Origin of the sequence: Sphingorhabdus sp. (assembly GCF_044239665.1) — a bacterium.
Lineage (GTDB): Bacteria > Pseudomonadota > Alphaproteobacteria > Sphingomonadales > Sphingomonadaceae > Sphingorhabdus_B.
Genome location: NZ_JBIIBA010000034.1, coordinates 1 through 20,739, shown reverse-complemented (window position 1 = coordinate 20,739; position 20,739 = coordinate 1). Strand labels below are relative to the sequence as shown.

Sequence of the window (20,739 nt, the reverse complement as noted above, 5' to 3'; positions counted from 1 at the left end):
CAATGAAACCAACCTCGATGATACCGCACCTGTGATTACGGGTCCAAGTGGCAGTGCGGGTGATGCGACCTCTGCGATCTCGGTGAATGAGAACCAGACCGCAGTAACCACGCCGACCGCCAATGAGGCCGTTACATGGAGCCTTGTTGGTGGCGAGGATCAGGCGAAGTTTGCGATTGATTCGACCACGGGCGCACTGACCTTTGTTGCGGCGCCTGATTTTGAAACGCCAACCGATGGCACGACCTCTGGCAGCAACACCTATATTGTTCAGGTGCGGGCACTGGATGCGGCGGGTAACTTCTCGGTGCAGACTATAACGGTCACTGTGCTGGACGTGAATGAGGCGACCGCCCCAGTATTTACGAACACCAATGCGACAGATGGGAGCAGCAACCCGTCTTACGGCTTTAACTATGCCGAGAACCGCGCGAGCGGTGCAACGCTTGGCACCGTGTCGGCGACAGGTACGGGCACGCTGAGCTACAGCATTACTGCTGGCAATGCCGATGGTTGGTTTGCGATTGATGCGAGCACGGGTGCGATCACGTTGTCTCAAGCGGGTAGCGCATCGCTTGCCAATGACTTTGAGACGCAGGCCAATGTTCAGAACCTGACGGTTCAGGTATCTGACGGCACGCGTACGACGAGCATTGAGGTCAAGCTCAATGAAACCAACCTCGATGATACCGCACCTGTGATTACGGGTCCAAGTGGCAGTGCGGGTGATGCGACCTCTGCGATCTCGGTGAATGAGAACCAGACCGCAGTAACCACGCCGACCGCCAATGAGACCGTCACATGGAGCCTTGTTGGTGGTGAGGATCAGGCGAAGTTTGCGATTGATTCGACCACGGGCGCACTGACCTTTGTTGCGGCGCCTGATTTTGAAGTGCCAACCGATGGCACGACCTCTGGCAGCAACACCTATATTGTTCAGGTGCGGGCACTGGATGCGGCGGGTAACTTCTCGGTGCAGACTATAACGGTCACTGTGCTGAATGTGAACGATGGCGGTCCTGCGTTTACCGGTACCAATGCGACGGGCGCTGGCAATGCGGCTGCGTATAGCTTTGACTATGCGGAGAACACTGCGGTTGGTGCAACGCTTGGTACAGTTGCTGCTGCGGATCCGGATGGCACTGCGGTGACATTTAGCATTACTGCTGGCAATGCCGATGGCTGGTTTGCGATTAACACGAGCACGGGTGTGATTACGTTGACCCAAGCGGGTAGCACATCGCTTGCGAACAACTTTGAAGTAACGCCTAACCTGCAGACGCTGACGGTATCTGCATCGGACGGCACGACGGCGACCCTTATTGAGGTGCGGTTGAACGAGACCAATGTAGACGATATCCCTCCAGCAATTACTGGTCCAAGCGGCACATCCGGTTCAGCAGTCGATTCGCTCTCAGTGAATGAGGGACAAACGACAGTTGCTCGTCTCACTGCAAGCAAAGCGGTCAGCTGGTCGATTACCAGCGGCAATGATCGCGGTAAGTTTCAAATTGCGGCTGACGGCACAATTACTTTTGTGGCGGCCCCAGACTTTGAAAGCCCAACGGACACTGACACGAACAACACGTATGTGCTGACGGTGACGGCTACCGATGCTGCTGGCAACATCAGCACGCAGACCATCACGGTGACTGTGCTCAACATCGACGATACGGCTCCGGCGATCACAGGTCCAAGCGGTGGCCCGGGTGCGGCGGCTTCGGCCCTCACCATCACGGAAGGCCTGACGGCTGTAACCCGCTTTACGGCAAACGAGCCAGTGACCTGGTCCATCGACAGTGGGGCAGACGCGGCAAAGTTCAGAATTGACGCCGCAACTGGAACAATCGTTTTTGTTGCAGCGCCAGATTTCGAGAACCCGACCGACAGTGACCGGAACAACAGCTATGTTGTTCGGATCAAAGCAGTCGATGCCGCTGGTAACGTCAGCTTTCAAACATTGACTGTGACGATCACTAACGTTGACGAGATCGCACGCAAATTGGGTCAAATCGGGGACAAGCTGCGCGGCAGCCTGCGGAATTACGCCGCACATGGCCTCAGCGACATGTTGGCGTTCAATGAGACCTTGATGGCGAGCAATGACAATTTCTGTGCCGATCCGAAAACGCAAAAAGGCATTTCGGGTTCTGCGCGGGCGAATGAAAACGGTGCCAATCTGGATCTCAACTATACGCAACGTCTGTCCGATTGCAGTCGTCCACATCAGATATTTGCGGATGCCGGTTTAAGCTCATCGCGCATGGATGGAAATTGGAGCTCGCGTGCCTTTGGTGCGCTGCGCTTTGAAACGAAGTTCAATAATGACATCACTCTTGGCCTTGCCGCTCTGGTATCTCGTTCAAGCGATAAGTTGACGGGCTTCGACACCAGCGCAATTTCAGACAAGAGCCTGCAGGTAAATGCCTATGGACGCTATAGAATTAGCGACACCCTGAGAACCGGTGCATTTATCGGTTATGGCAAAACATGGTATGATTTCGCTTTGACCGAAAGTGATGGTTTTGATCTTGACGGTTCGATGACCGGCAAGCGCCAGGTCTATGGCTGGATGCTCAGTGGTGACTTCAACCTTGGCGATACCGTAGTTACGACCGATGCCGTTATCTCGCATGCACGTGAGAAAATTGGTTCGGCGACTTTGACGGCGCGCTATCTTGGCGAGGACCGCTCTGGCATTGCGTTTGCAGTAGGCACAGTGGATGTTACGCGGATCAGCGTCCCCGTCACCGCCCCAATTACACTCAGCGGATCAGCTGATTATGGTTCCTGGACGCGCTTATTGCTTGGCCCAGGTCTGCTGTGCGAAGATAATGACGTGCAAAGTTCGGGCTTGCGCTGCGGTTATCAATTGGGCGCAAAATTGGTCGCCAACGATGGGGGGCGTGCGCGGTTCTACGCGGACTATAACTGGGAAAGCGTAGCCGGAATGCGCCGCTCGCTTATTGCTGTAGGATATGCCTATCGCCTGGGTAACAAGAATAACCTTGAGCTTGCTGTTGAAGCAAATCGGGGTTTGAATGCCATGACAAGGCAAGACAACCGCGCGATGCTCTCAATAAGGCTGGCTCAATAAGTTGTTATGTACGGATTGCTGGTGGCAGGTAACGCCAACGCCACCAGCAATTTCTAAACTACCAAAAAATCCTCGGAATGAAAAAGCTGCAACCTGCACCACTGAAATGCAGGATACAAAAGCGCGCTCCATTGGCGTCTTGTTACGAAGTTGAAGGTCCAACGCCCAGTAAATCCGGCGGGTACGCGTGAGATTGATCTGCCACCTCTCCCGCTGCAGCAGGACCTGGATATTTCGATAGCCATAGCCAACGCGTTCACGCGCCCGATTAGGCCCTACAGCTCTCGTTTGATGACATCCTGCAGCACCTCCTTCTCCAGGCTGAGGTTCGCCACCAAACACTTGAGTCGGACATTCTCTCCCTCAAGCTGTTTCAAACGCTTCAACTCCGAAGGCATCAACCCGCCATATTTGCCTCGTCATTGATAATTGGTGCCGGCCTTGCGACAGACTTCCTCAATCGCCGTCCAGCCCGCTGCTTGCCTCACTATGAACGCTATGCGCCGCGCACGAAGGTGCTGCGTGTGAGCCGCGTTATCAATCCTGCCAAACCATCATAATTTGCACGGTGATAAGCGGAGTCAGGGGCCAATTGTGCCGTCAGGCGGCGGTGTGCTTCGCCCAAGGCATGATAAGGCACGCTGGGGAGCAGATGGTGCAGCGCGTGATAGCGCAGTCCTACCGGTGCCCAGATTGATGCCAGCAAGCCCGGAGGCGGCACGTTGACGCTGTCGAGGAACTGCGCAGTGACGCTTAAAGGTTCACCGTCATTTTCCCACAAATGGGCCACGAGCGTGCGGACCTGATTCAGCACGGCAACGCTGGAGACGATGGCCAAAAATATCAGAAAGGCATTCATCGGAATATATCCGCTGAACACGCCACCCAGCAGGACAATGGACCAAATGCTCGCGGCGGTTTCTTGTATGATCCAGTTGCGGTGCGCCTCGCCTTCAGCGGGGCGGCGGCGGAAAGCGGGGTTGATTGCAAGACCCGAATATCGTTCGACCACAATCTTGCGAAGCGCGGGAATGAATAGCGAAAGCGGCGCAAGCACCGCGTTGCGGAACAGCAAAGCAAAGGGCGCAAACAGCGAGGCGAATATGAACAAGGGTAATGTCCAAGGCTTCATTAACGCCAGCGGCAGATATTCAGGATCCTGATCCGTTCCATATCGCGTGCGCGCATGGTGGAGATTGTGAATGCCTTCATACATGTAGGATGGCACAAGCAAAGGCACGCCAATCACCGCGTTAAAGCCAAAGCGAAAACCGGGCAGGGCGGAATGCTTTACATGGCTGACTTCATGGATGAAGCCGCCCGCACGATATAGCGCAAGCACCGATATCAAAGCCGCCACGCATTGCAGCCAAAGATTGCCGGAAAGGATGGATACAGCAAGGCCAGCATAGCCCAAAAAAGCCGAAGCCATAAAGTCTGACCAAAAAATGCGTGGGTTGGGCGCGCCCAAGTCGCGCGTCAATTCCGCCACAGCGCGCAGCATCGCTTTGTCATCGGGCACGCGCTTGAGCGCGGCCGCGCGTTGCGCAACATCGCTATCCGGCTGGAAAGCCGTTGCGGGGGTATGCGCGGTCAGATTGCCGTTACGCATAGGCGAATCAATGGGGCCAGCTATTGTCATGCCAACTTAGATAGGCCCCAGTCATGGCGAGAAAATGGCAGAATGGGCAAATTATGGCGCTGTTTTTCCCCTTACGCCATTCACGTTCCTGCAGGCACAACTTCTACAGGCTTGTCAGGCGGTCGGCGTCCGCTAAACATATCCTATGTTAGGTGTTTGCTATTATCCCGAACATTGGCCGGAAGAATTTTGGGCGCGTGACGCCCGTCGGATGCGTGCGCTTGGGCTGACCTATGTCCGGATTGGTGAATTTGCTTGGGGGCGGATCGAAAAAAGCGAAGGCGTTTTTGATTGGGCGTGGATGGACCGCGCGATCGAAGCCCTCGGCGCTGTGGGCCTCAAGGTTGTTTTGGGCACGCCTACCGCAACGCCGCCCAAATGGCTGTGCGACAGATATCCGGACATTCTTCCGGTTGATATTCGTACAGGTCAGGTCCGCGGGTTCGGGTCGCGGCGGCATTATGATTTTTCGAGCGACACCTATCTGATGCATGCCGAACGCATCACCGCAAAGATGGCAGAGCGTTACGGGCACCATCTGTATGTCGTGGGGTGGCAGACGGACAATGAACTGTGCTGCCACGACACGACGATGAGCGCGTCGCCAGCGGCGCTGGAAAAATTCCGCGCTTATTGTGCGCAGCGTTATGGCGATATCGCGACGCTGAATGCGGCATGGGGCAATGTGTTCTGGTCGATGGAATATGATAGCTTTGACCAGATCGAGCTTCCGTTTTTCACGGTGTGTGAAACCAACCCAGCGCACCGCTTGGCCTATCGCCGCTTTGCATCGGAACAGGTCGTGCGTTTTCATGACGTCATGATATCGGCCATTCGCCGTCATGCCAGGCCGGATCAATGGGTGACGCATAACATCATTCCGCCTGCGACCACGGGCGTCGATAATGCGGCCCTAACGCAGGCGCTCGATTTTGTGAGCTATGATAATTACCCGCTGGGTTTTTCGGATCAATTGATGGCGAAAGCGTCTGCGGAGGAATGGAAGCCATTTATGCGCACCGGCCACCCCGACCTTGCCGCGCTGAACTTTGATTCGGTGCGTGGCCTGTCTAAGGGCGCGTGGTGGGTGATGGAGCAACAGCCGGGCCCTGTTAATTGGGCACCACATAATCCACGTCCTGCGCCTGGTATGGTTCGGCATTGGACGCTGCAGGCCTTTGCCCATGGCGCGGCCTGCGTTGCCTATTTCCGCTGGCGGCAAGTGCCATTTGCGCAGGAACAAATGCATGCAGGGTTGCTGCGGCCCGATGACATGCCCGCGACAGCATGGGCGGAGGTGGAGCAGGTGGCGGCAGAGATGCAGTTGCTGGGCGATGTATCGGCGGTGGCCCCTAAGGCATCGGTGGCGATTCTCATCGATCCGGTCTCGGGCTGGGTGGATGATATTGAACGCCAAGGCGCAGGCTATCGATATGATGCCGTTATATTCCAATATTATTGCGCGTTGCGCAGCCTTGGCGTCGATGTGGACTTTGTCTCGGCAGGTGAAGCCCAGTTGGATGGTTACAAATTGATCATTGTGCCAACGCTGGCGGTGGTCGATGGCGCTGCGTTCGATGCGCTGAAGGTAAGCGCAGGGCTGTTGCTATTCGGCCCGCGCTCTGGAGCAAAAACGCCGGAATTCTGGGTAAGTGAGGGCCTTCCTCCGGGGCGACTACGTGAATTTGTGCCTATTAAAGTGACGTCGGTGGAAACGTTGCGGCCCGATTGCAACGGGACTATCAGCTATAAGAATGCGGTGTATGAAAGCGGCCGTTGGCGCGAAACAATTGCCGTCGGCGCGGCGGATATCATCGCCACTTATGAAGATGGCTCTGCGGCCGCAGCCCGGTCAGGACGGAGCGTTTATCTCGCGACGTTGACAGACGATGCGTTTGTCAAAAACCTGCTGGTGGATCTGTGCGCTGAGGCTGGGGTCGCGATAACGCCGCTGCCGCCGACCTTGCGCTTGCGCCGCCGGGGTGACCTGACCTTCGCGTTTAATCTCGCTGAAACGCATGCGCATGCCCCTGCGCCAATTGGCGCAGTATTCGTCATCGGTGGCGCAGAAATCGAACCTTTTGGCGTTGCCGTCTGGCGTTAGCGTTCTTTGGTTGCGCTGAATTTCAGGTCCGGATGCTTTTCCTGCTGATACCCCACGTCCCATGACGAGCGTGCCATAAATACAGGGTGTCCATCGCGGTCTTTTGCCATATTGCCGCCGTTAAACGACACAAATTGCGCCAATGCGCTTTCCGAACCAATCAACCAGCGTGCGGTGTCATATGGCGCAGCTTCCAAGAACGCATCAACCTTATACTCCGCCTCGAGCCGGGAGATCAGCACGTCCAATTGCAATTGCCCGACAACGCCAATGACCCAGTTGGAACCAATTTCAGGGTAGAATACCTGAATGACGCCCTCTTCGCTCAGGTCATCGAGCGCCTTGCGCAATTGCTTTGTCTTTGTAGGGTCGCGCAATACGACACGGCGCAAGATTTCCGGCGCAAAGTTAGGCAGACCCGTAAAGCGCACATCATTGCGTTCCGACAATGTATCACCAACACGCAGCGTGCCATGGTTGGGAATACCGATGATATCGCCGGGTTCGGCGCTGTCGGCAATTTCGCGGTCTTGGGCAAAGAACAGGATGGGCGAATGAATCGCCACCGGCTTTCCAAGCCCGGATGGCGTCAGCTTCATGCCACGCTTAAACGTACCTGAGCATAGTCGCATGAATGCGATACGGTCACGGTGTTGCGGGTCCATATTGGCCTGCACCTTGAAGATAAAGCCAGTGACTTCCTTTTCCGACGGGTCGATATTGCCCTTTGAACTTGGCTGCGGCCGGGGTGGCGGGGCGTAAGCCGCAATGGCGTTGATCAGCTCGATCACGCCAAATTCTTTCAACGCAGACCCGAAATATACAGGCGTCAAGTCGCCGTTCTGGAATGCGGTCAGGTCAAAGTCCGAATATCCAGCCTGCGCAAGCTCCGCTTCCTCGCGCAGTCGTGCGACACCGGCTGGTGTTAGCACTTGTTCCAGCGTGGCTGCGTCAAGCCCGCTATGGTCACTAATTTTGCCTTCAAATGCCTTACTGTCGCCAGAAGGTTGGCTGAGGCGTCCGCTGCTGAAATCATACAGGCCTTCAAATTCACCGCCCATGCCAACGGGCCAGTTCATCGGGCAGACATCCAGAGCGAGCGCATCGGCAACTTCGTCTATAGTTTCAAACGCGGCGCGGCCTTCGCGGTCGACCTTGTTGACGAAGGTGATGATCGGCACGCTGCGCAGGCGACAAACTTCGAACAGCTTGCGCGTCTGTGGCTCAATCCCTTTGGCGGCATCGATGACCATGATGGCGGAATCGACCGCCGTTAGCGTCCGGTAGGTATCTTCGGAAAAATCCTCATGCCCCGGCGTATCGAGCAGGTTAAAAACAATGCCATCTTTCTGAAACGTCATCACCGACGAGGTCACCGAAATGCCGCGTTGTTGTTCGATCTTCATCCAGTCCGAACGCGCACGCCGCGCCTGCCCGCGTGCCTTGACCTCACCAGCCAAGTGAATTGCGCCACCTTGCAGCAGCAATTTCTCCGTCAGCGTGGTCTTACCTGCGTCAGGATGGGAAATAATGGCAAAGGTCCGGCGGTTCAGCGTCATGCAGCGCGGCTTAGGGATGAATGATTAACGCTTCAACCCGTTTGTCAGCAGGTCAGCGGCAACGTTGGCGACATCGGTCACGTCGCGATCTTCGCCCATGACACCGTACCGGAGGCCTAGAAACACGTTCATGCCTACAATCGCCCATGCGTGAACCTCGTCGACATCCTCGCGCAACTGGCCCTTGGCAGCGGCGTCTTTCAAGCTGGCGAGATAGCCACTGACGGTGTCCTCATAATGCGCGCGGTAGCTTGGCGGATCGACAAATTCGGCTTCATCGATAATCCTGTACAATTCCTTATGCTCGCGCACGAATTCAAGGAAACGGGCAAGGCCTTTGCGTTCGCCCTCAAGCCGGTCGGGTTCTGCTGCCATCACTGGGCCGACATTGCGTCGCACCTGTGCCGACATATCGCGCACCAGCGCGCGGAACAACGAATCCTTCGAATCGAAATAGGTGTAGAAACTGCCAAGTGCGACGCCCGCGCGTTGGGTTATCGATACAACGGAGCTTTCATGAAAACCCTTTTCGCCAAACTCTGCCGCCGCTGCATCCAGTAAGAGGCGCAGGGTCTTTCGCCCTCTATCGGTGCGCGGGGTTTTACCAGCCGGTGTCATTGTTGCTGATATGCCACGTTCTGCGGACATTCGCTACGCTTTCTAAATTCATTAAATTGAAAGATGGTTCAACTTTCATTATAAAGAAATTTGTGAACGGGTAAAGACCGGCAACATTGGAGGAGAGTGAACCATGAAATCCCCTAAAACTTCTATATTTCGCGCTGCATTATTGGCTAGCATTGCATCATCAGGCCTTGCCTGCACGGCGCCAGCATTCGCGCAAGACGTTGCGCCCGCGATGGACGAAGCCGAAGGCGGCGGTGAAATCATCGTGACTGCGCGTCGCCGCGAAGAAAATCTGATTGACGTGCCAATCGCTGTCAGCGCCTTTTCCGGTGAATCGCTTGAGCTGCGCGGCGCGCTCGACATCACCGAAATCGGTAACATCACTCCAAACACCACGCTTGAATCGTCGCGTGGTAGCAACTCGACATTATCCGCCTTCATTCGTGGCATCGGGCAGCAGGACCCAGTTTCCGGTTTCGAACCCGGCGTCGGCATTTATCTTGACGATGTCTATCTAAATCGCCCGCAAGCAGCTGTACTTGATATTTATGATGTGGAACGCATTGAAGTGCTGCGCGGTCCGCAGGGCACCTTATATGGCCGCAACACCATTGGCGGCGCGGTGAAATATGTGACCAAGCGTTTGCCGCAAGAATTTGCGCTGAGCGCACGTGCAACCGTTGGCACTTATAACCAGACCGACGGTGTAGTGACCATATCGACACCCATTGGCGATATTGTACGCGTCGGCGGCAGCGTCGCTCGGCTGTCGCGGGGTGGCTTTGGCGACAACCTGACCACCGGCCTGGAAAACTATAACAAGGATTTGTGGGCGGCCCGCGGAACCGTGGAGCTTGGGGGCTATGGCGCACCAGTGTCGATCCGAATCAATGGTGACTATACCAAAGACAAAAGCGATCCGCGCGGTGGCCATCGCTTGATTCGCGGGCTGGTGTCCAGCGCGCCCGTGCTCGACAATGTCTATGACACACGCGGCGGACTTGTCGATCCGAAGCAGGATATTGAGGCATATGGCTTTGCGATGAACATTTCTGTGGATCTGTCGGACAGCCTGACACTGCGGTCCATCAGTGCATGGCGCAAGGATGATAGCCTGACGCCCATCGACTTTGACGCACTGCCCGCGGCAGATGTTGACGTGCCCGGCGGGTATTTCAACGAACAGATCAGCCAAGAGGTCCAGTTGCTGGTCGACGCCGGACCTTTCAGCGGCATGGTGGGCGGTTATTATCTTGATGCCTCCGCAGATACATTGTTCGACGTTCGGCTTTTCACCACATTGGCCGGATTGACCGCCTTTACCAAGGCGGCGGTCGACACCAAAACCTACGCGGTGTTTGGTGATTTTACCTATGACTTTACAGATCAGCTAAGTCTGTCCTTTGGCGCCCGCTATACATGGGATGAGCGCAGTGCGAATATTCTGCGCCAGAATTATCTAGGCGGCGGCTCACCTTTCTTCGGCGGTGCAGGCGTGCCATTTGGCGCACCAAGCACCAATTTCAATGGCCAACGCAGCTTCAAAAAATTCACACCACGTGTATCGCTCAGCTTTAAACCAGCGCCCGAACACAATATCTACGCAAGCTTTAGCCAAGGCTTCAAAGGCGGCGGCTTTGACCCACGCGGCGTGGGAAGCAATGCCCCTGACCTAAACGGAAACGGCATTCGTGGCGAAAATGACGAAGTGGCGGCGTTCCTGAGTTTCCGTCCGGAAAGCGTTGATAGCTACGAAGCTGGTTACAAAGGCAGTCTGCTTGACGGCGGCCTTACCTTCGCTTTGGCTGGTTTTTATGCTGATTATAAAGACGTGCAAATTCCGGGATCGGTTGCCTGTATCGTTGGCGGCTTGCCATCTTTCTGCGGCGTGACTTCGAACGCCGGCAAGGCAACGTTCAAAGGCGTCGAGCTGGAATTTAACGCACGTTTGGGTGAGAGCCTTGCCACCGATGGGGATCGTCTCAATCTGATGGGTGCGGTCGGGTATATCGATGCGCAATTTGACGGATATATCACCAACGTCGCAAGCGTACCAACCGACGTAGCGCAATATCGCGACGTACAAAATACGCCATCAACAACGGCTAGCGCGACGCTAGTTTACATGACACCCGCTGGTGCCGGACGGTTGAATTTAGGGACTACCGTTTCGTACCGCAGCAGCACATCGCAGTTCGAAATTCCGAACCCCTATATTGATCAGTCCGGCTATGCCCTCGTGGATGCAAGCCTTGTCTACACTTCGCCTGATGATCGCTGGAGCATTGGCCTGCATGGCAAAAATCTGACGAACAAAAAATATAAAACCTCAGGCTATAGCTTCATCGCGGGCAATGCGACCACGGGTGTTCCGATATTAGGTACCAACGGTCTACCAACCGCATCATTGGGCCGCGAGGGCACATTGACCGCGTTTTATGGCAACCCGCGGCAGCTTTTCGTGACTGCGGGGATTAAGTTTTAAGAGAGGGCGACCTCGCCTATAAAAAAGAAGGCCGGGTGAATGCCCGGCCTTTTTTATCCGCGTAGCACGGCGCCCAATTTTGTGGCCGCGGCAATGACCTTGTCCGAAATGGCTTTCAGTTCGTCATCACTATAGCTTTTCTCGGTGGGTTGAAGCGTAACTTCAACCGCAAGGCTCACTTGCCCCTCAGGAACGCCTTGTCCGACGAAGCGGTCAAACAGGCGAACCGCCACGATGTTATCCTTATCCGTGCCCTTTATGGCGCGCAGAAGATCATTGGCAGGCATGCTTTGTGCGACCAGAAACGCAAAATCGCGCGTCACCGCTTGCAACGCTGGCGGTGTGAATGCTGGCCGCATGAAGCCGCTTGCTTTCTTCAACGGTATGGCATCCAAAAAGATTTCCGCTGCAACGACACTGCCGTCAAGGTCGAACGCCTTCGTAGTGGCCGGATGTACAGTGCCAAAGGCCGCTAATATGGTCTTTGGCCCCATGCGCAAGGTGGCCGACTGCCCGGGATGATAATGCCCGCCTGCATCATCCATCACCAGCAGATTGTCTGTGGCGACGCCCGCGGCCTTGAGCAAGGCAATCGCTTCGGCCTTTGCATCAAAGGCGTCAAAGCGCGCGGCCTTACCTGTTGCCCAGTTTCGTGCGGAACGATCGCCTGCCAGCACGATACCAGCGGTCGCGCGCTCGTCGCTCGCGCCGTCGGCGCCCATAAAGTAGCGCCGCCCAATCTCGAATAATCGAACCGAGGATGCACCGCGATCCATGTTGCGCTGTGCGGCAGACAGCAGCCCTGGCAACAAGGAAGGCCGCATGACCTTCATGTCTTCGGATATCGGGTTAGCTAGGCTCCATGCGCCGCCACCAAAGGCGTCCGCCGCTTTTTGTGGAAGAAAGGACCAGTTGATTGCTTCATTTAGCCCGCGGGCTGCCGCAGCGCGCCGGACTTTGCGTTCCAAGGATTGGGCGGGCGTCGCGGTGGGCTTGGCCACGCCATCGGCGCGGGGAAGCGGCACCGACACGACATTGTCGAGCCCAATCATGCGCACGATTTCTTCGACAATATCGGCCGGTCCATCGACGTCGCGACGCCATGATGGGACATTTATGCTCCAGTCGGATGTGACGGAAAAGCCGAGTCTTTCAAGAATGCTGCGCTGTTCCTCTGACGCAACATCAACCCCGCCAAGGCGGCGGCAATAATCGGTGTCATAAGAAAATATGCGCGGCGTAACGGGCGCTTGGCCAACGCGAGTGATGGCGCTCGCCGTCCCGCCCGTTAGGTCCAGCACCAACTTGGTGGCAATCGCCAACCCGTTTTCTAAAAACGCGGGATCAACGCCGCGTTCAAAACGCTGACGCGCATCGCTTGTCAGGCCAAGCTTCTGTCCCGTGCGGGCAATATGCTCGGGATCGAAAAAGGCGCATTCAATCAGGACGTCGGTCGTATCTTCGGAGACACCGCTATGTTCGCCGCCCATGATGCCGCCAATATCATGCACCATCGCGTCGTCAGCAATGACAGTCATGCTGGCATCCAAGGTGTAGGTTTTGCCATTAAGCGCGACTAGCTGCTCACCATCAACGGCCTTGCGGGCGACAAGCGCGCCGTTCAATTTGGCGCGGTCATAGACATGCAAAGGACGACCAAGGTCAATTGACAGAAAATTGGTGATGTCGACCAATGCCGAAATTGGCTTTTGGCCAATCGCTTTCAACTTGGCGCGCATCCATTCGGGCGAATCAATATTGCGCACGCCTGAGACGGATTGCGCATAAAATGCGGGACATCCGGCTGCGTCATCGGTGCGGACGATGGGTGCGGGGTCGCTGCCCTCCAGAGGCGCCGACAGGTCAATTTTATAGACGTCGCCCAGCGGCTTGAGCGTGCCAAGCCCCGCCGCCGCAAGGTCGCGCGCAATGCCACGCACGCCCATGCAATCCTGACGGTTCGGCGTAATGCTGACATCGATGACTGGGTCATCAAGGCCCGCCCAATCGGCATAAACTTGCCCGACGGGTGCATCATCTGGAAGCTCGATAATGCCATCATGATCATCGCCAAGTTCAAGCTCTGCGATGGAACACATCATGCCATTCGATTCGACGCCGCGTATAGCTGCGACCTTCAGCAGCATGCCATTGGCGGGCACGACTGCGCCGGCCGGGCCAAAGACGCCAAGCATACCGGCGCGCGCGTTAGGGGCGCCGCAGACAACTTGAAGCGGCTCCCCACCTGCGTCAACCGACAGGACTTGCAGCTTGTCAGCCTGGGGGTGCGGCGCGGCGCTGATAACCTTTGCAATGCGGAAGACGGACAAGGCGTCAGCCGGGTTTTCAATGCCTTCGACTTCCAACCCAATGCGGTTCAGGCAATCGGCGACGGCCTGCATATCCGCGTCGGTGTCCAGATGCTCTTTCAACCAAGATAAGGAAAATTTCATGCGCCTACGCCTCCGCTCAGCGTCGGTACATCGAGCGCATTGAACCCATAATGTTGCAGCCAGCGATTATCGCCGTCGAAGAAGGCGCGCAGATCATCCATGCCATATTTCAGCATCGCGAGACGGTCGACGCCGGTGCCAAAGGCAAAGCCCTGCCAGACATCGGGATCAAGGCCGCAGGCCTCAATAACCTTACGGTGGACCATGCCTGAGCCAAGCACTTCCATCCAGCCTTCGGACCCACCGATAACGCGCTTGCCGTTGATGACGGAATAGCCGACATCAACCTCCACCGATGGTTCGGTGAACGGGAAATAGCTGGGGCGCAGACGCAGGACGACATCCTCGCGCTCGAAATAGGCTTTCAAAAATGTTTCCAGCGTCCATTTCAAGTGACCCAGATGGATGCCCTTGTCGATGACGAGACCTTCAATCTGGTGGAACATAGGCGTGTGGGTCGCGTCGCTGTCGCTGCGATAGACGCGGCCTGGGGCGATGATGCGGATGGGTGGTTCCTGCAACGTCATGGTGCGGATTTGCACGGGCGATGTGTGCGTGCGCAGCACCATTTTCTGGCCATTGCGGGCCATGTCGTCTGGGAAGTAAAATGTGTCGTGCATCGCGCGCGCCGGATGCGTTTCGGGAATATTGAGCGCGGTGAAATTGTGCCAGTCATCCTCAATTTCCGGCCCCTCGGCTACGGCAAAGCCCATATCGGCAAAAATCTCGGCCAGTTCATCCATGACTTGGCTAACAGGGTGTATGGTCCCGCGCGGGGCGTCTGGCGCAGGCAGCGTCATGTCGACACGCTCTGTGGCGAGGCGGCGGTTTAGTTCAGCCGTTTCGAGATCTGCTTTCTTCGCGGCAAGCGCTGAGGTGATGCTTTCACGCAAACCATTGATGATCGGCCCTTGGGCTTGCCTCTCCTCGGGCGACATGCCGCCCATCGTCTTTAGCAAAGCCGAAACGCTGCCCTGTTTGCCAAGCGCAGAAACGCGGACAGCCTCCAGCGCTTCTAGCGTGTCCGCAGACACAATAGCCGCCATCAGCTCGGTTTGGAGGGTTTCAATATCCATAATTCTCGTCATTCCCGCGAAGGCGGGAATCTAACTCCCGCACGTTCCTAAATTCACTGCCTGAACTGAATAAGCAAAAGGGCGCGAACGGCAAGTGCCGCCCACGCCCTTTTGCGCAATATCGAAGTTTTTGAGGCTTATGCTGCTTTCGCGAGCGCCGCCTTCGACTGCGCAATGATCGTGCTAAACATCGCGGCTTCGTTCATCGCAAGGTCCGCAAGAACCTTACGGTCCAATTCGACGTTAGCAAGCTTCAGGCCGTGCATGAACACGCCATAGGTCATGCCTTCGGCGCGGACTGCGGCGTTGATGCGCTGGATCCACAATGCGCGGAAGTTGCGCTTGTTTACCTTACGGTCGCGATATGCATATTGGCCGGCCTTTTCGACGGCCTGACGTGCAACACGGATCGTATTTTTGCGACGGCCATAATAGCCCTTCGCCTGCTCTAAAATTCTTTTATGTTTGGCTTTGGTGGTCACACCACGTTTGACGCGTGCCATAATCTATATCCTTTATCTTTGACGTGGTCGCGTGGCTTAACCGAAAAACCGGTTTCCACTTTTCGCACCACGCTTCGTCTGAAAACGTACGCGGGTCTTACAGACCGTAGGGCGCCCATTTCTTGATTGTCTTGGCATCGGGATCAGAGATCACGCTGGTGCCACGGTTTTGCCGGATATACTTGGCATTATGGCTGCTCAAACGGTGCCGCTTTCCAACGACGCCATGTTTGATCTTGCCGGTTGCGGTGATTTTGAAGCGTTTCTTCACACCGCTCTTGGTCTTGAGCTTGGGCATTTTGGTCTCCTTTGTTGAGTCCGTATCAAGCCGACATGGCAGCCCTATTGGCCAGCCTGCTTATTCGGAAGGCGCGCGACTAGCGGGATTCGCAGGCGAATGCAAGTCTATTGCCCGTTCCAAGGCTCCGGAACTTGCAAGGATTGCAGGAGTTGACCCACCTGCTCGGCGCGCACTTGATTTGATGCGCTGCTGATTGCGCGCGGCATGGCGAGATAATCGCCAGGGGACATGCCCATGAATTGATGGAATTCGCGATTAAAATGGGCTTGGTCAAAATATTGTCCGTCCATCGCATCGGACCATTTTAGGTCCGGATGCTGCATTGCATTGGCTAATGTTCGCACAAAACGTTGGCGACGCAGCATAAATTTTGGGGGAAAACCGAATATCCGGCGCGCGAGCCGCTCAAGCCGTTGTTGGCTCATCCCGGCTGCCTCTGCAAGGTCGCGTACATTGCTAATCTCGGGATTGGCTATGGCGTGGTGGATGTTGTCAATGTCCACCTCCAGCGGGTCGGGGTCGCCCAGGGATTGCAGCATGATGTGATCGAACAGCGCTGCAATTTGCTCTGGATCGGTGATTCCGTCTATTTCTCGCCTTAACTGCGCAAGCCGCGCGAATTCAGGGGCGGCATCCACCGCACTTACTCTGTCGGCCCAGCGATCTGCTGGACACCCAACAATCCGATACCAACCCAAGGGCAATAATCCGAGCCCGACAAGCTGTATGTTGCGAAAGCGCACCAATGCGGCCCGGCCCGTTGGCCCCGTAATGCTTTCGGCGGGAATATCGCGCGAATTCAAACCGACGGTGTTGCCTGTTGCCTGCCCGCGCAAGGCAAAACGCACGGTTGCCCATTCCGGATAGATCAGATCTTCCTGCTCGGCACCGTCGGAGCCAGTATCAAGGAAATAGTATGTGGAAAGATAGCGCCGAAGCGGTTTGGCCGGCAAAATGAATTGAACGGAGCCTGCGCCCGCTAATGATGGCATGCAAGTGCCTCAAGCACATCGTCAAGGCGCGCCGGATCGCCCACCGCTATGATATGTCCATCCGAACCCCCGTGAAGCGGCTCTCCCGACCAGTCGGTCATCATGCCTCCTGCACCGGTTATAACGGGAATTAAGGCAGCAAAATCATGCAGTTTCAAGCCTGCCTCCACAACGATGTCGATATGGCCGCTGGCAAGTAACGCGTAATTATAACAATCGCCGCCAAACAGCATTTTCTTATGCGCTGTTTGCGCTGCAAGCGCCATAAAGTGATCACCATCATGCTGGCTGAAATATTGTGGTCCAGATGTCGCCAAGGTCGCGTCGGCAAGCGACCGGCACGAACGGGTTTGTCCCGGCGTGCCGTTCAATGTTGTCGGATATCCCGCCGCACCAACCCAGCGTTCGCCGTTGATGCATTGGTCAATCACACCCAGAACTGGCCAATTGTCTTCCAACAATGCGATGAGCGTTCCGAATATGGGCCGCCCGGCCATGAAGCTGACGGTGCCGTCAATCGGGTCGATAATCCAGCGGCGGCCTGATGTGCCAGTCTTCTCACCAAATTCTTCACCAATAATACCGTCGCGGGGGCATTCTGCGTCTAATATTCGGCGTATTGCGCTTTCGGCCGCGCGGTCCGCTTCAGTAACGGGTGAGGCATCTGCCTTTGTTTCCTGTACGAAGCTTGTCCGGAAAAACGGCCGGATTGCCTGTCCTGCGGCGTCCGCCAAGCGATTGGCAAGGAGGATATCGGCAGGCGTCATCAATCGAACAGGGAACTAACCGAGCTTTCGTCCGCAATCCGCTTGATCGCCTCACCCAATAAGGGCGCAATCGGAATCTGGCGGATTTTCGCACTCGCATTGGCTGCATCCGACGCCATAATCGAATCGGTGATGACCAACTTTCGTAACGATGATGCGTTGACGCGGTTTACGGCTTCACCAGACAATACGCCATGGGTGATATAGGCAACAACGTCTGAGGCGCCGGCTGCTTTCAAGGCGTCGGCGGCATTGCACAATGTGCCGGCGCTGTCGGCGATGTCGTCAATTAGGATACAGAACCGGTCTTTTACGTCGCCGATAATGTTCATAACTTCAGATACACCCGCTTTTTCGCGTCGCTTGTCGACGATGGCAAGCGGTGCGTCGTCGAGGCGTTTGGCGAGCGCGCGGGCGCGGACAACGCCGCCAACATCGGGCGATACGACAGTGATATTCTTGTCGCCGTGTCGTTCCAATATGTCCGCGCTCATGACGGGTGCGCCATAGAGATTGTCAGTGGGAATATCAAAAAAGCCCTGAATCTGCCCAGCGTGCAAATCAACGGTCAACACCCGGTCGGCCCCAGCTTCGGTAATGAGATTGGCGACAAGCTTGGCAGAAATAGGCGTGCGCGGGCCGGGTTTCCGGTCCTGACGCGCATAGCCGAAATAGGGCAAAACGGCGGTAATCCGCTTGGCCGACGCGCGGCGCAACGCGTCGATCATGATCAGCAGTTCCATCAAATTGTCATTTGCAGGATGGCTGGTCGATTGAATCACAAACATATCTTCGCCGCGAACATTTTCGTGAATTTCTACGAAAATTTCATTGTCGGCGAAACGGCGGACGCTGGCGTTGGTCAGCGGCAATTTCATATAATCGGCAATACCCTGCGCCAGTGGCAGGTTGCTGTTGCCCGTCATCAATTTCATATATGTGTCCCTGCAATCTCTTGTGACCCTCTAGCGGTGCGAGGCTGGCCTGACAATCGGCTTGCTCCGCTAGTTTGTGGACAATAAGGGTGGAGACATGACAAACCAGCTTAATATTGCAATGGCGCAGCTTAATCAGCGCGTCGGCGACCTTGCAGGTAACGCAGCAGCAATGCTGGAATGGCGCGTAAAGGCCGGGCAAGCTGATCTGATCGTATTTCCCGAACAGCAACTGATTGGCTATCCGGCCGAAGATCTGGTGTTAAAGCCCGCATTTGCCGCCCGTGCCGCCGAAGAATTGGCCAAGCTCGCGGCTGCAACCTCGGACGGGGGGCCAGCGATGCTTGTTGGCTCGATTTTTACCGATGAAGGCACGCTGTATAACGGCATTGCCTTGCTGGACGGCGGGCGGATTGCCGCCGTGCGCTATAAGCATGAACTGCCCAATTACGGGACCTTTGATGAAAAGCGTATTTTTGCTGCGGGTCCGTTGCCAGAGCCTGTCGAATTTCGCGGTGTGCGTCTGGGTGTGCCCATTTGCGAAGATGGCTGGTTGGCTCCCGTCAGCCTGCACTTAAAGCAACGCGGCGCTGAGCTGCTGATTTCAACCAATGGCAGCCCTTATGAAATCGACAAGGATGACCGGCGACTCGAAGAAGTTTTCGCAGCGCGGGTTCGCGAAACCGGATTGCCATTAATGTTCCTGAACCGGGTGGGCGGACAGGATGAGCTGGTCTTTGACGGCTGCTCCTTCGTGCTGAACGCCAATGGTGCAGTGGCGCAGCGCTTGCCCGACTGGGAAGAACATCTGCGCATGACGCATTGGCACCGCGGTGATGGGGGCTGGGAATGTGCAGATGGCCCCAAGGCGCTTTGGGACGAGCATCCCGCCGATATTTATAGCGCGATGGTCGTTGGCCTGCGCGATTATGTTGACACTAATCGCTTTCCGGGCGTGGTGCTCGGCATGTCGGGCGGTATCGACAGTGCTTTATGTGCCGCTATCGCAGCGGACGCGCTTGGGCCTGATCGCGTCTGGTGTGTCATGATGCCCAGTCGCTACACCAGCCAATCGAGCCTCGATGATGCAGCCGAATGCGCCGCGATGATCGGGTGCAAGATCGACACTATCCCCATTTCGCCAGCGGTTGATGCATTTGATGACATGCTGTCGGACAGTTTTGCCGGCCGCGATGCCGATATTAGTGAGGAAAACATCCAGTCGCGCGTCCGTGGGCTTACGCTGATGGCGTTGTCCAACAAATTTGGGCACATGCTGGTCACAACAGGCAACAAGAGCGAGATGAGCGTTGGTTATGCCACGATCTATGGCGACATGGCGGGCGGATATAATCCGTTAAAGGACGCGTATAAAATGACTGTCTTTGCCATTTCCGAATGGCGAAATAGCCACAAGCCCCGCATTGGCCTTGGGCGTGATGGGCCAGTGATCCCGGAAAACATCATCACCAAGCCACCAAGTGCGGAATTGCGGCCAGACCAGAAAGATAGCGATTCGCTGCCCGATTATCCCATTCTTGATAAGATGCTGCATGCATTGGTGGAGGGGGAGAAGTCGGTGGATGAGGTTGTTGCGCTTGGCTTTGACCGGGACGCGGTCACGCGGATCGAACGTTTGCTATATCTCGCTGAGTATAAACGGCGGCAGGCACCGCCGGGCGTAAAGCTTGGGACGCGCAATTTTGGCCGCGATCGGCGTTACCCGATCACCAATGCCTTTCGTAGCGGTAGATAATCTGCGCCTTTTGTAAGTGGACACTGGAAATCGCGCAGCGTGGGCCTTATTGGAGTGCCATGTCGTTTTTAAAAGATGTATCGTTACGCAACGCAGGCAGCGACCTTGTGGGGTTTCTGCGCACGTCGGGCCGTCACAGCCCGTGGCTGTTTTTGGCGGCCTGCGTGCCGACGGCGATCATCATTTACACATTTTATCTCGATTCCATCGAGAAGGCTACGCCACCGCCGCGCGAAATCATTTATATTGAAAGCTGGCCCGCCACGCGCTCGCTTGAAGAAAGCAAGGCCGCAATTGCCGAGCGGCAGAAGCTGAAAGACGAAATGCGCGCCCGTGAAAAAGAGGCATATAAGGCATTTGGACGGGCCGTCGGGATGGACGTCGACAAGATAGATCGTGAAGCACAACGCGCGCAGGAGGCGACGAAAGCCGCTGCGCCTCC

The 20,739-nt window shown here is 56.0% G+C and carries 15 protein-coding genes; 5 read left to right on the top strand and 10 right to left on the bottom strand.

Going from position 1 to position 20,739, the window contains the following annotated elements; translation table 11 throughout:
* On the top strand, positions 1-3,097 hold a 3,097-nt coding region (locus ACILP3_RS09615), incomplete at its 5' end, for a cadherin domain-containing protein (protein ID WP_395616417.1).
* A gap of 496 nt (positions 3,098-3,593) precedes the next feature.
* On the opposite strand, the gene ACILP3_RS09610 is transcribed toward ACILP3_RS09615, so the two are convergent.
* Positions 3,594-4,739, bottom strand: coding sequence for a fatty acid desaturase family protein (locus ACILP3_RS09610; protein WP_395616416.1), 1,146 nt, complete (start codon positions 4,737-4,739; stop codon positions 3,594-3,596).
* 145 nt (positions 4,740-4,884) lie between these two features.
* Here ACILP3_RS09610 and ACILP3_RS09605 point away from each other — a divergent pair, with 145 nt between their 5' ends.
* Positions 4,885-6,843: a beta-galactosidase gene (locus ACILP3_RS09605; protein ID WP_395616415.1), complete on the top strand. Its 1,959-nt coding sequence runs from the start codon at positions 4,885-4,887 to the stop codon at positions 6,841-6,843.
* Here ACILP3_RS09605 and ACILP3_RS09600 read toward each other — a convergent pair.
* Both ACILP3_RS09600 and ACILP3_RS09595 read right to left on the bottom strand, forming a co-directional pair.
* Positions 6,840-8,402 carry a peptide chain release factor 3 gene (locus ACILP3_RS09600; RefSeq protein ID WP_395616414.1) on the bottom strand — a complete coding sequence of 521 codons (1,563 nt, stop codon included), beginning with the start codon at positions 8,400-8,402 and terminating at the stop codon, positions 6,840-6,842. The two genes, ACILP3_RS09605 and ACILP3_RS09600, sit on opposite strands and share 4 nt — an antisense overlap.
* A 24-nt stretch (positions 8,403-8,426) precedes the next feature.
* Entirely contained in the window at positions 8,427-9,020 is a 594-nt protein-coding gene (locus ACILP3_RS09595) for a TetR/AcrR family transcriptional regulator (RefSeq protein ID WP_395616413.1), read from the bottom strand.
* Positions 9,021-9,153: 133 nt separating this feature from the next.
* Here ACILP3_RS09595 and ACILP3_RS09590 point away from each other — a divergent pair, with 133 nt between their 5' ends.
* Entirely contained in the window at positions 9,154-11,514 is a 2,361-nt protein-coding gene (locus ACILP3_RS09590) for a TonB-dependent receptor (protein WP_395616412.1), read from the top strand.
* Between the two features lie 53 nt (positions 11,515-11,567).
* On the opposite strand, the gene pheT is transcribed toward ACILP3_RS09590, so the two are convergent.
* The 7 genes from pheT to ACILP3_RS09555 all read right to left on the bottom strand — a co-directional run bounded on the left by pheT (position 11,568) and on the right by ACILP3_RS09555 (position 18,541).
* Positions 11,568-13,967 (bottom strand): phenylalanine--tRNA ligase subunit beta, encoded by a 2,400-nt coding sequence (gene pheT, locus ACILP3_RS09585; protein ID WP_395616411.1) that lies wholly within the window; start codon positions 13,965-13,967, stop codon positions 11,568-11,570.
* On the bottom strand, positions 13,964-15,043 hold the full coding sequence (pheS, locus tag ACILP3_RS09580; RefSeq protein WP_395616410.1) for a phenylalanine--tRNA ligase subunit alpha: 1,080 nt from the start codon (positions 15,041-15,043) through the stop codon (positions 13,964-13,966). Before pheS ends, pheT begins: the two co-directional genes overlap by 4 nt.
* A gap of 137 nt (positions 15,044-15,180) precedes the next feature.
* Positions 15,181-15,546, bottom strand: coding sequence for a 50S ribosomal protein L20 (rplT, locus tag ACILP3_RS09575; protein WP_183942150.1), 366 nt, complete (start codon positions 15,544-15,546; stop codon positions 15,181-15,183).
* A 97-nt stretch (positions 15,547-15,643) separates the two neighbouring features.
* Positions 15,644-15,844, bottom strand: coding sequence for a 50S ribosomal protein L35 (gene rpmI, locus ACILP3_RS09570; protein WP_125231188.1), 201 nt, complete (start codon positions 15,842-15,844; stop codon positions 15,644-15,646).
* A 107-nt stretch (positions 15,845-15,951) separates the two neighbouring features.
* Complete coding sequence (locus tag ACILP3_RS09565) at positions 15,952-16,839, bottom strand: helix-turn-helix domain-containing protein (RefSeq protein WP_395616409.1); 888 nt, start codon at positions 16,837-16,839, stop codon at positions 15,952-15,954.
* Positions 16,827-17,606, bottom strand: coding sequence for a histidinol-phosphatase (gene hisN / locus ACILP3_RS09560; protein WP_395616418.1), 780 nt, complete (start codon positions 17,604-17,606; stop codon positions 16,827-16,829). Before hisN ends, ACILP3_RS09565 begins: the two co-directional genes overlap by 13 nt.
* On the bottom strand, positions 17,606-18,541 hold the full coding sequence (locus ACILP3_RS09555; RefSeq protein WP_395616408.1) for a ribose-phosphate pyrophosphokinase: 936 nt from the start codon (positions 18,539-18,541) through the stop codon (positions 17,606-17,608). Before ACILP3_RS09555 ends, hisN begins: the two co-directional genes overlap by 1 nt.
* A gap of 97 nt (positions 18,542-18,638) precedes the next feature.
* Here ACILP3_RS09555 and ACILP3_RS09550 point away from each other — a divergent pair, with 97 nt between their 5' ends.
* Both ACILP3_RS09550 and ACILP3_RS09545 read left to right on the top strand, forming a co-directional pair.
* Complete coding sequence (locus ACILP3_RS09550) at positions 18,639-20,297, top strand: NAD+ synthase (protein WP_395616407.1); 1,659 nt, start codon at positions 18,639-18,641, stop codon at positions 20,295-20,297.
* A gap of 59 nt (positions 20,298-20,356) precedes the next feature.
* Positions 20,357-20,739: hypothetical protein (locus ACILP3_RS09545; protein ID WP_395616406.1), on the top strand; the 383-nt coding region annotated here is incomplete at its 3' end.

Bases quoted from the DNA above. Each gene is read 5' to 3' on its own strand.
- ACILP3_RS09610 (WP_395616416.1), bottom strand. From the start codon at position 4,739: ATGACAATAGCTGGCCCCATTGATTCGCCTATGCGTAACGGCAATCTG.
- ACILP3_RS09605 (WP_395616415.1), top strand. From the start codon at position 4,885: ATGTTAGGTGTTTGCTATTATCCCGAACATTGGCCGGAAGAATTTTGG.
- ACILP3_RS09600 (WP_395616414.1), bottom strand. From the start codon at position 8,402: ATGACGCTGAACCGCCGGACCTTTGCCATTATTTCCCATCCTGACGCA.
- ACILP3_RS09595 (WP_395616413.1), bottom strand. From the start codon at position 9,020: ATGACACCGGCTGGTAAAACCCCGCGCACCGATAGAGGGCGAAAGACC.
- ACILP3_RS09590 (WP_395616412.1), top strand. From the start codon at position 9,154: ATGAAATCCCCTAAAACTTCTATATTTCGCGCTGCATTATTGGCTAGC.
- pheT (WP_395616411.1), bottom strand. From the start codon at position 13,967: ATGAAATTTTCCTTATCTTGGTTGAAAGAGCATCTGGACACCGACGCG.
- pheS (WP_395616410.1), bottom strand. From the start codon at position 15,043: ATGGATATTGAAACCCTCCAAACCGAGCTGATGGCGGCTATTGTGTCT.
- rplT (WP_183942150.1), bottom strand. From the start codon at position 15,546: ATGGCACGCGTCAAACGTGGTGTGACCACCAAAGCCAAACATAAAAGA.
- rpmI (WP_125231188.1), bottom strand. From the start codon at position 15,844: ATGCCCAAGCTCAAGACCAAGAGCGGTGTGAAGAAACGCTTCAAAATC.
- ACILP3_RS09565 (WP_395616409.1), bottom strand. From the start codon at position 16,839: ATGCCATCATTAGCGGGCGCAGGCTCCGTTCAATTCATTTTGCCGGCC.
- hisN (WP_395616418.1), bottom strand. From the start codon at position 17,606: ATGACGCCTGCCGATATCCTCCTTGCCAATCGCTTGGCGGACGCCGCA.
- ACILP3_RS09555 (WP_395616408.1), bottom strand. From the start codon at position 18,541: ATGAAATTGATGACGGGCAACAGCAACCTGCCACTGGCGCAGGGTATT.
- ACILP3_RS09550 (WP_395616407.1), top strand. From the start codon at position 18,639: ATGACAAACCAGCTTAATATTGCAATGGCGCAGCTTAATCAGCGCGTC.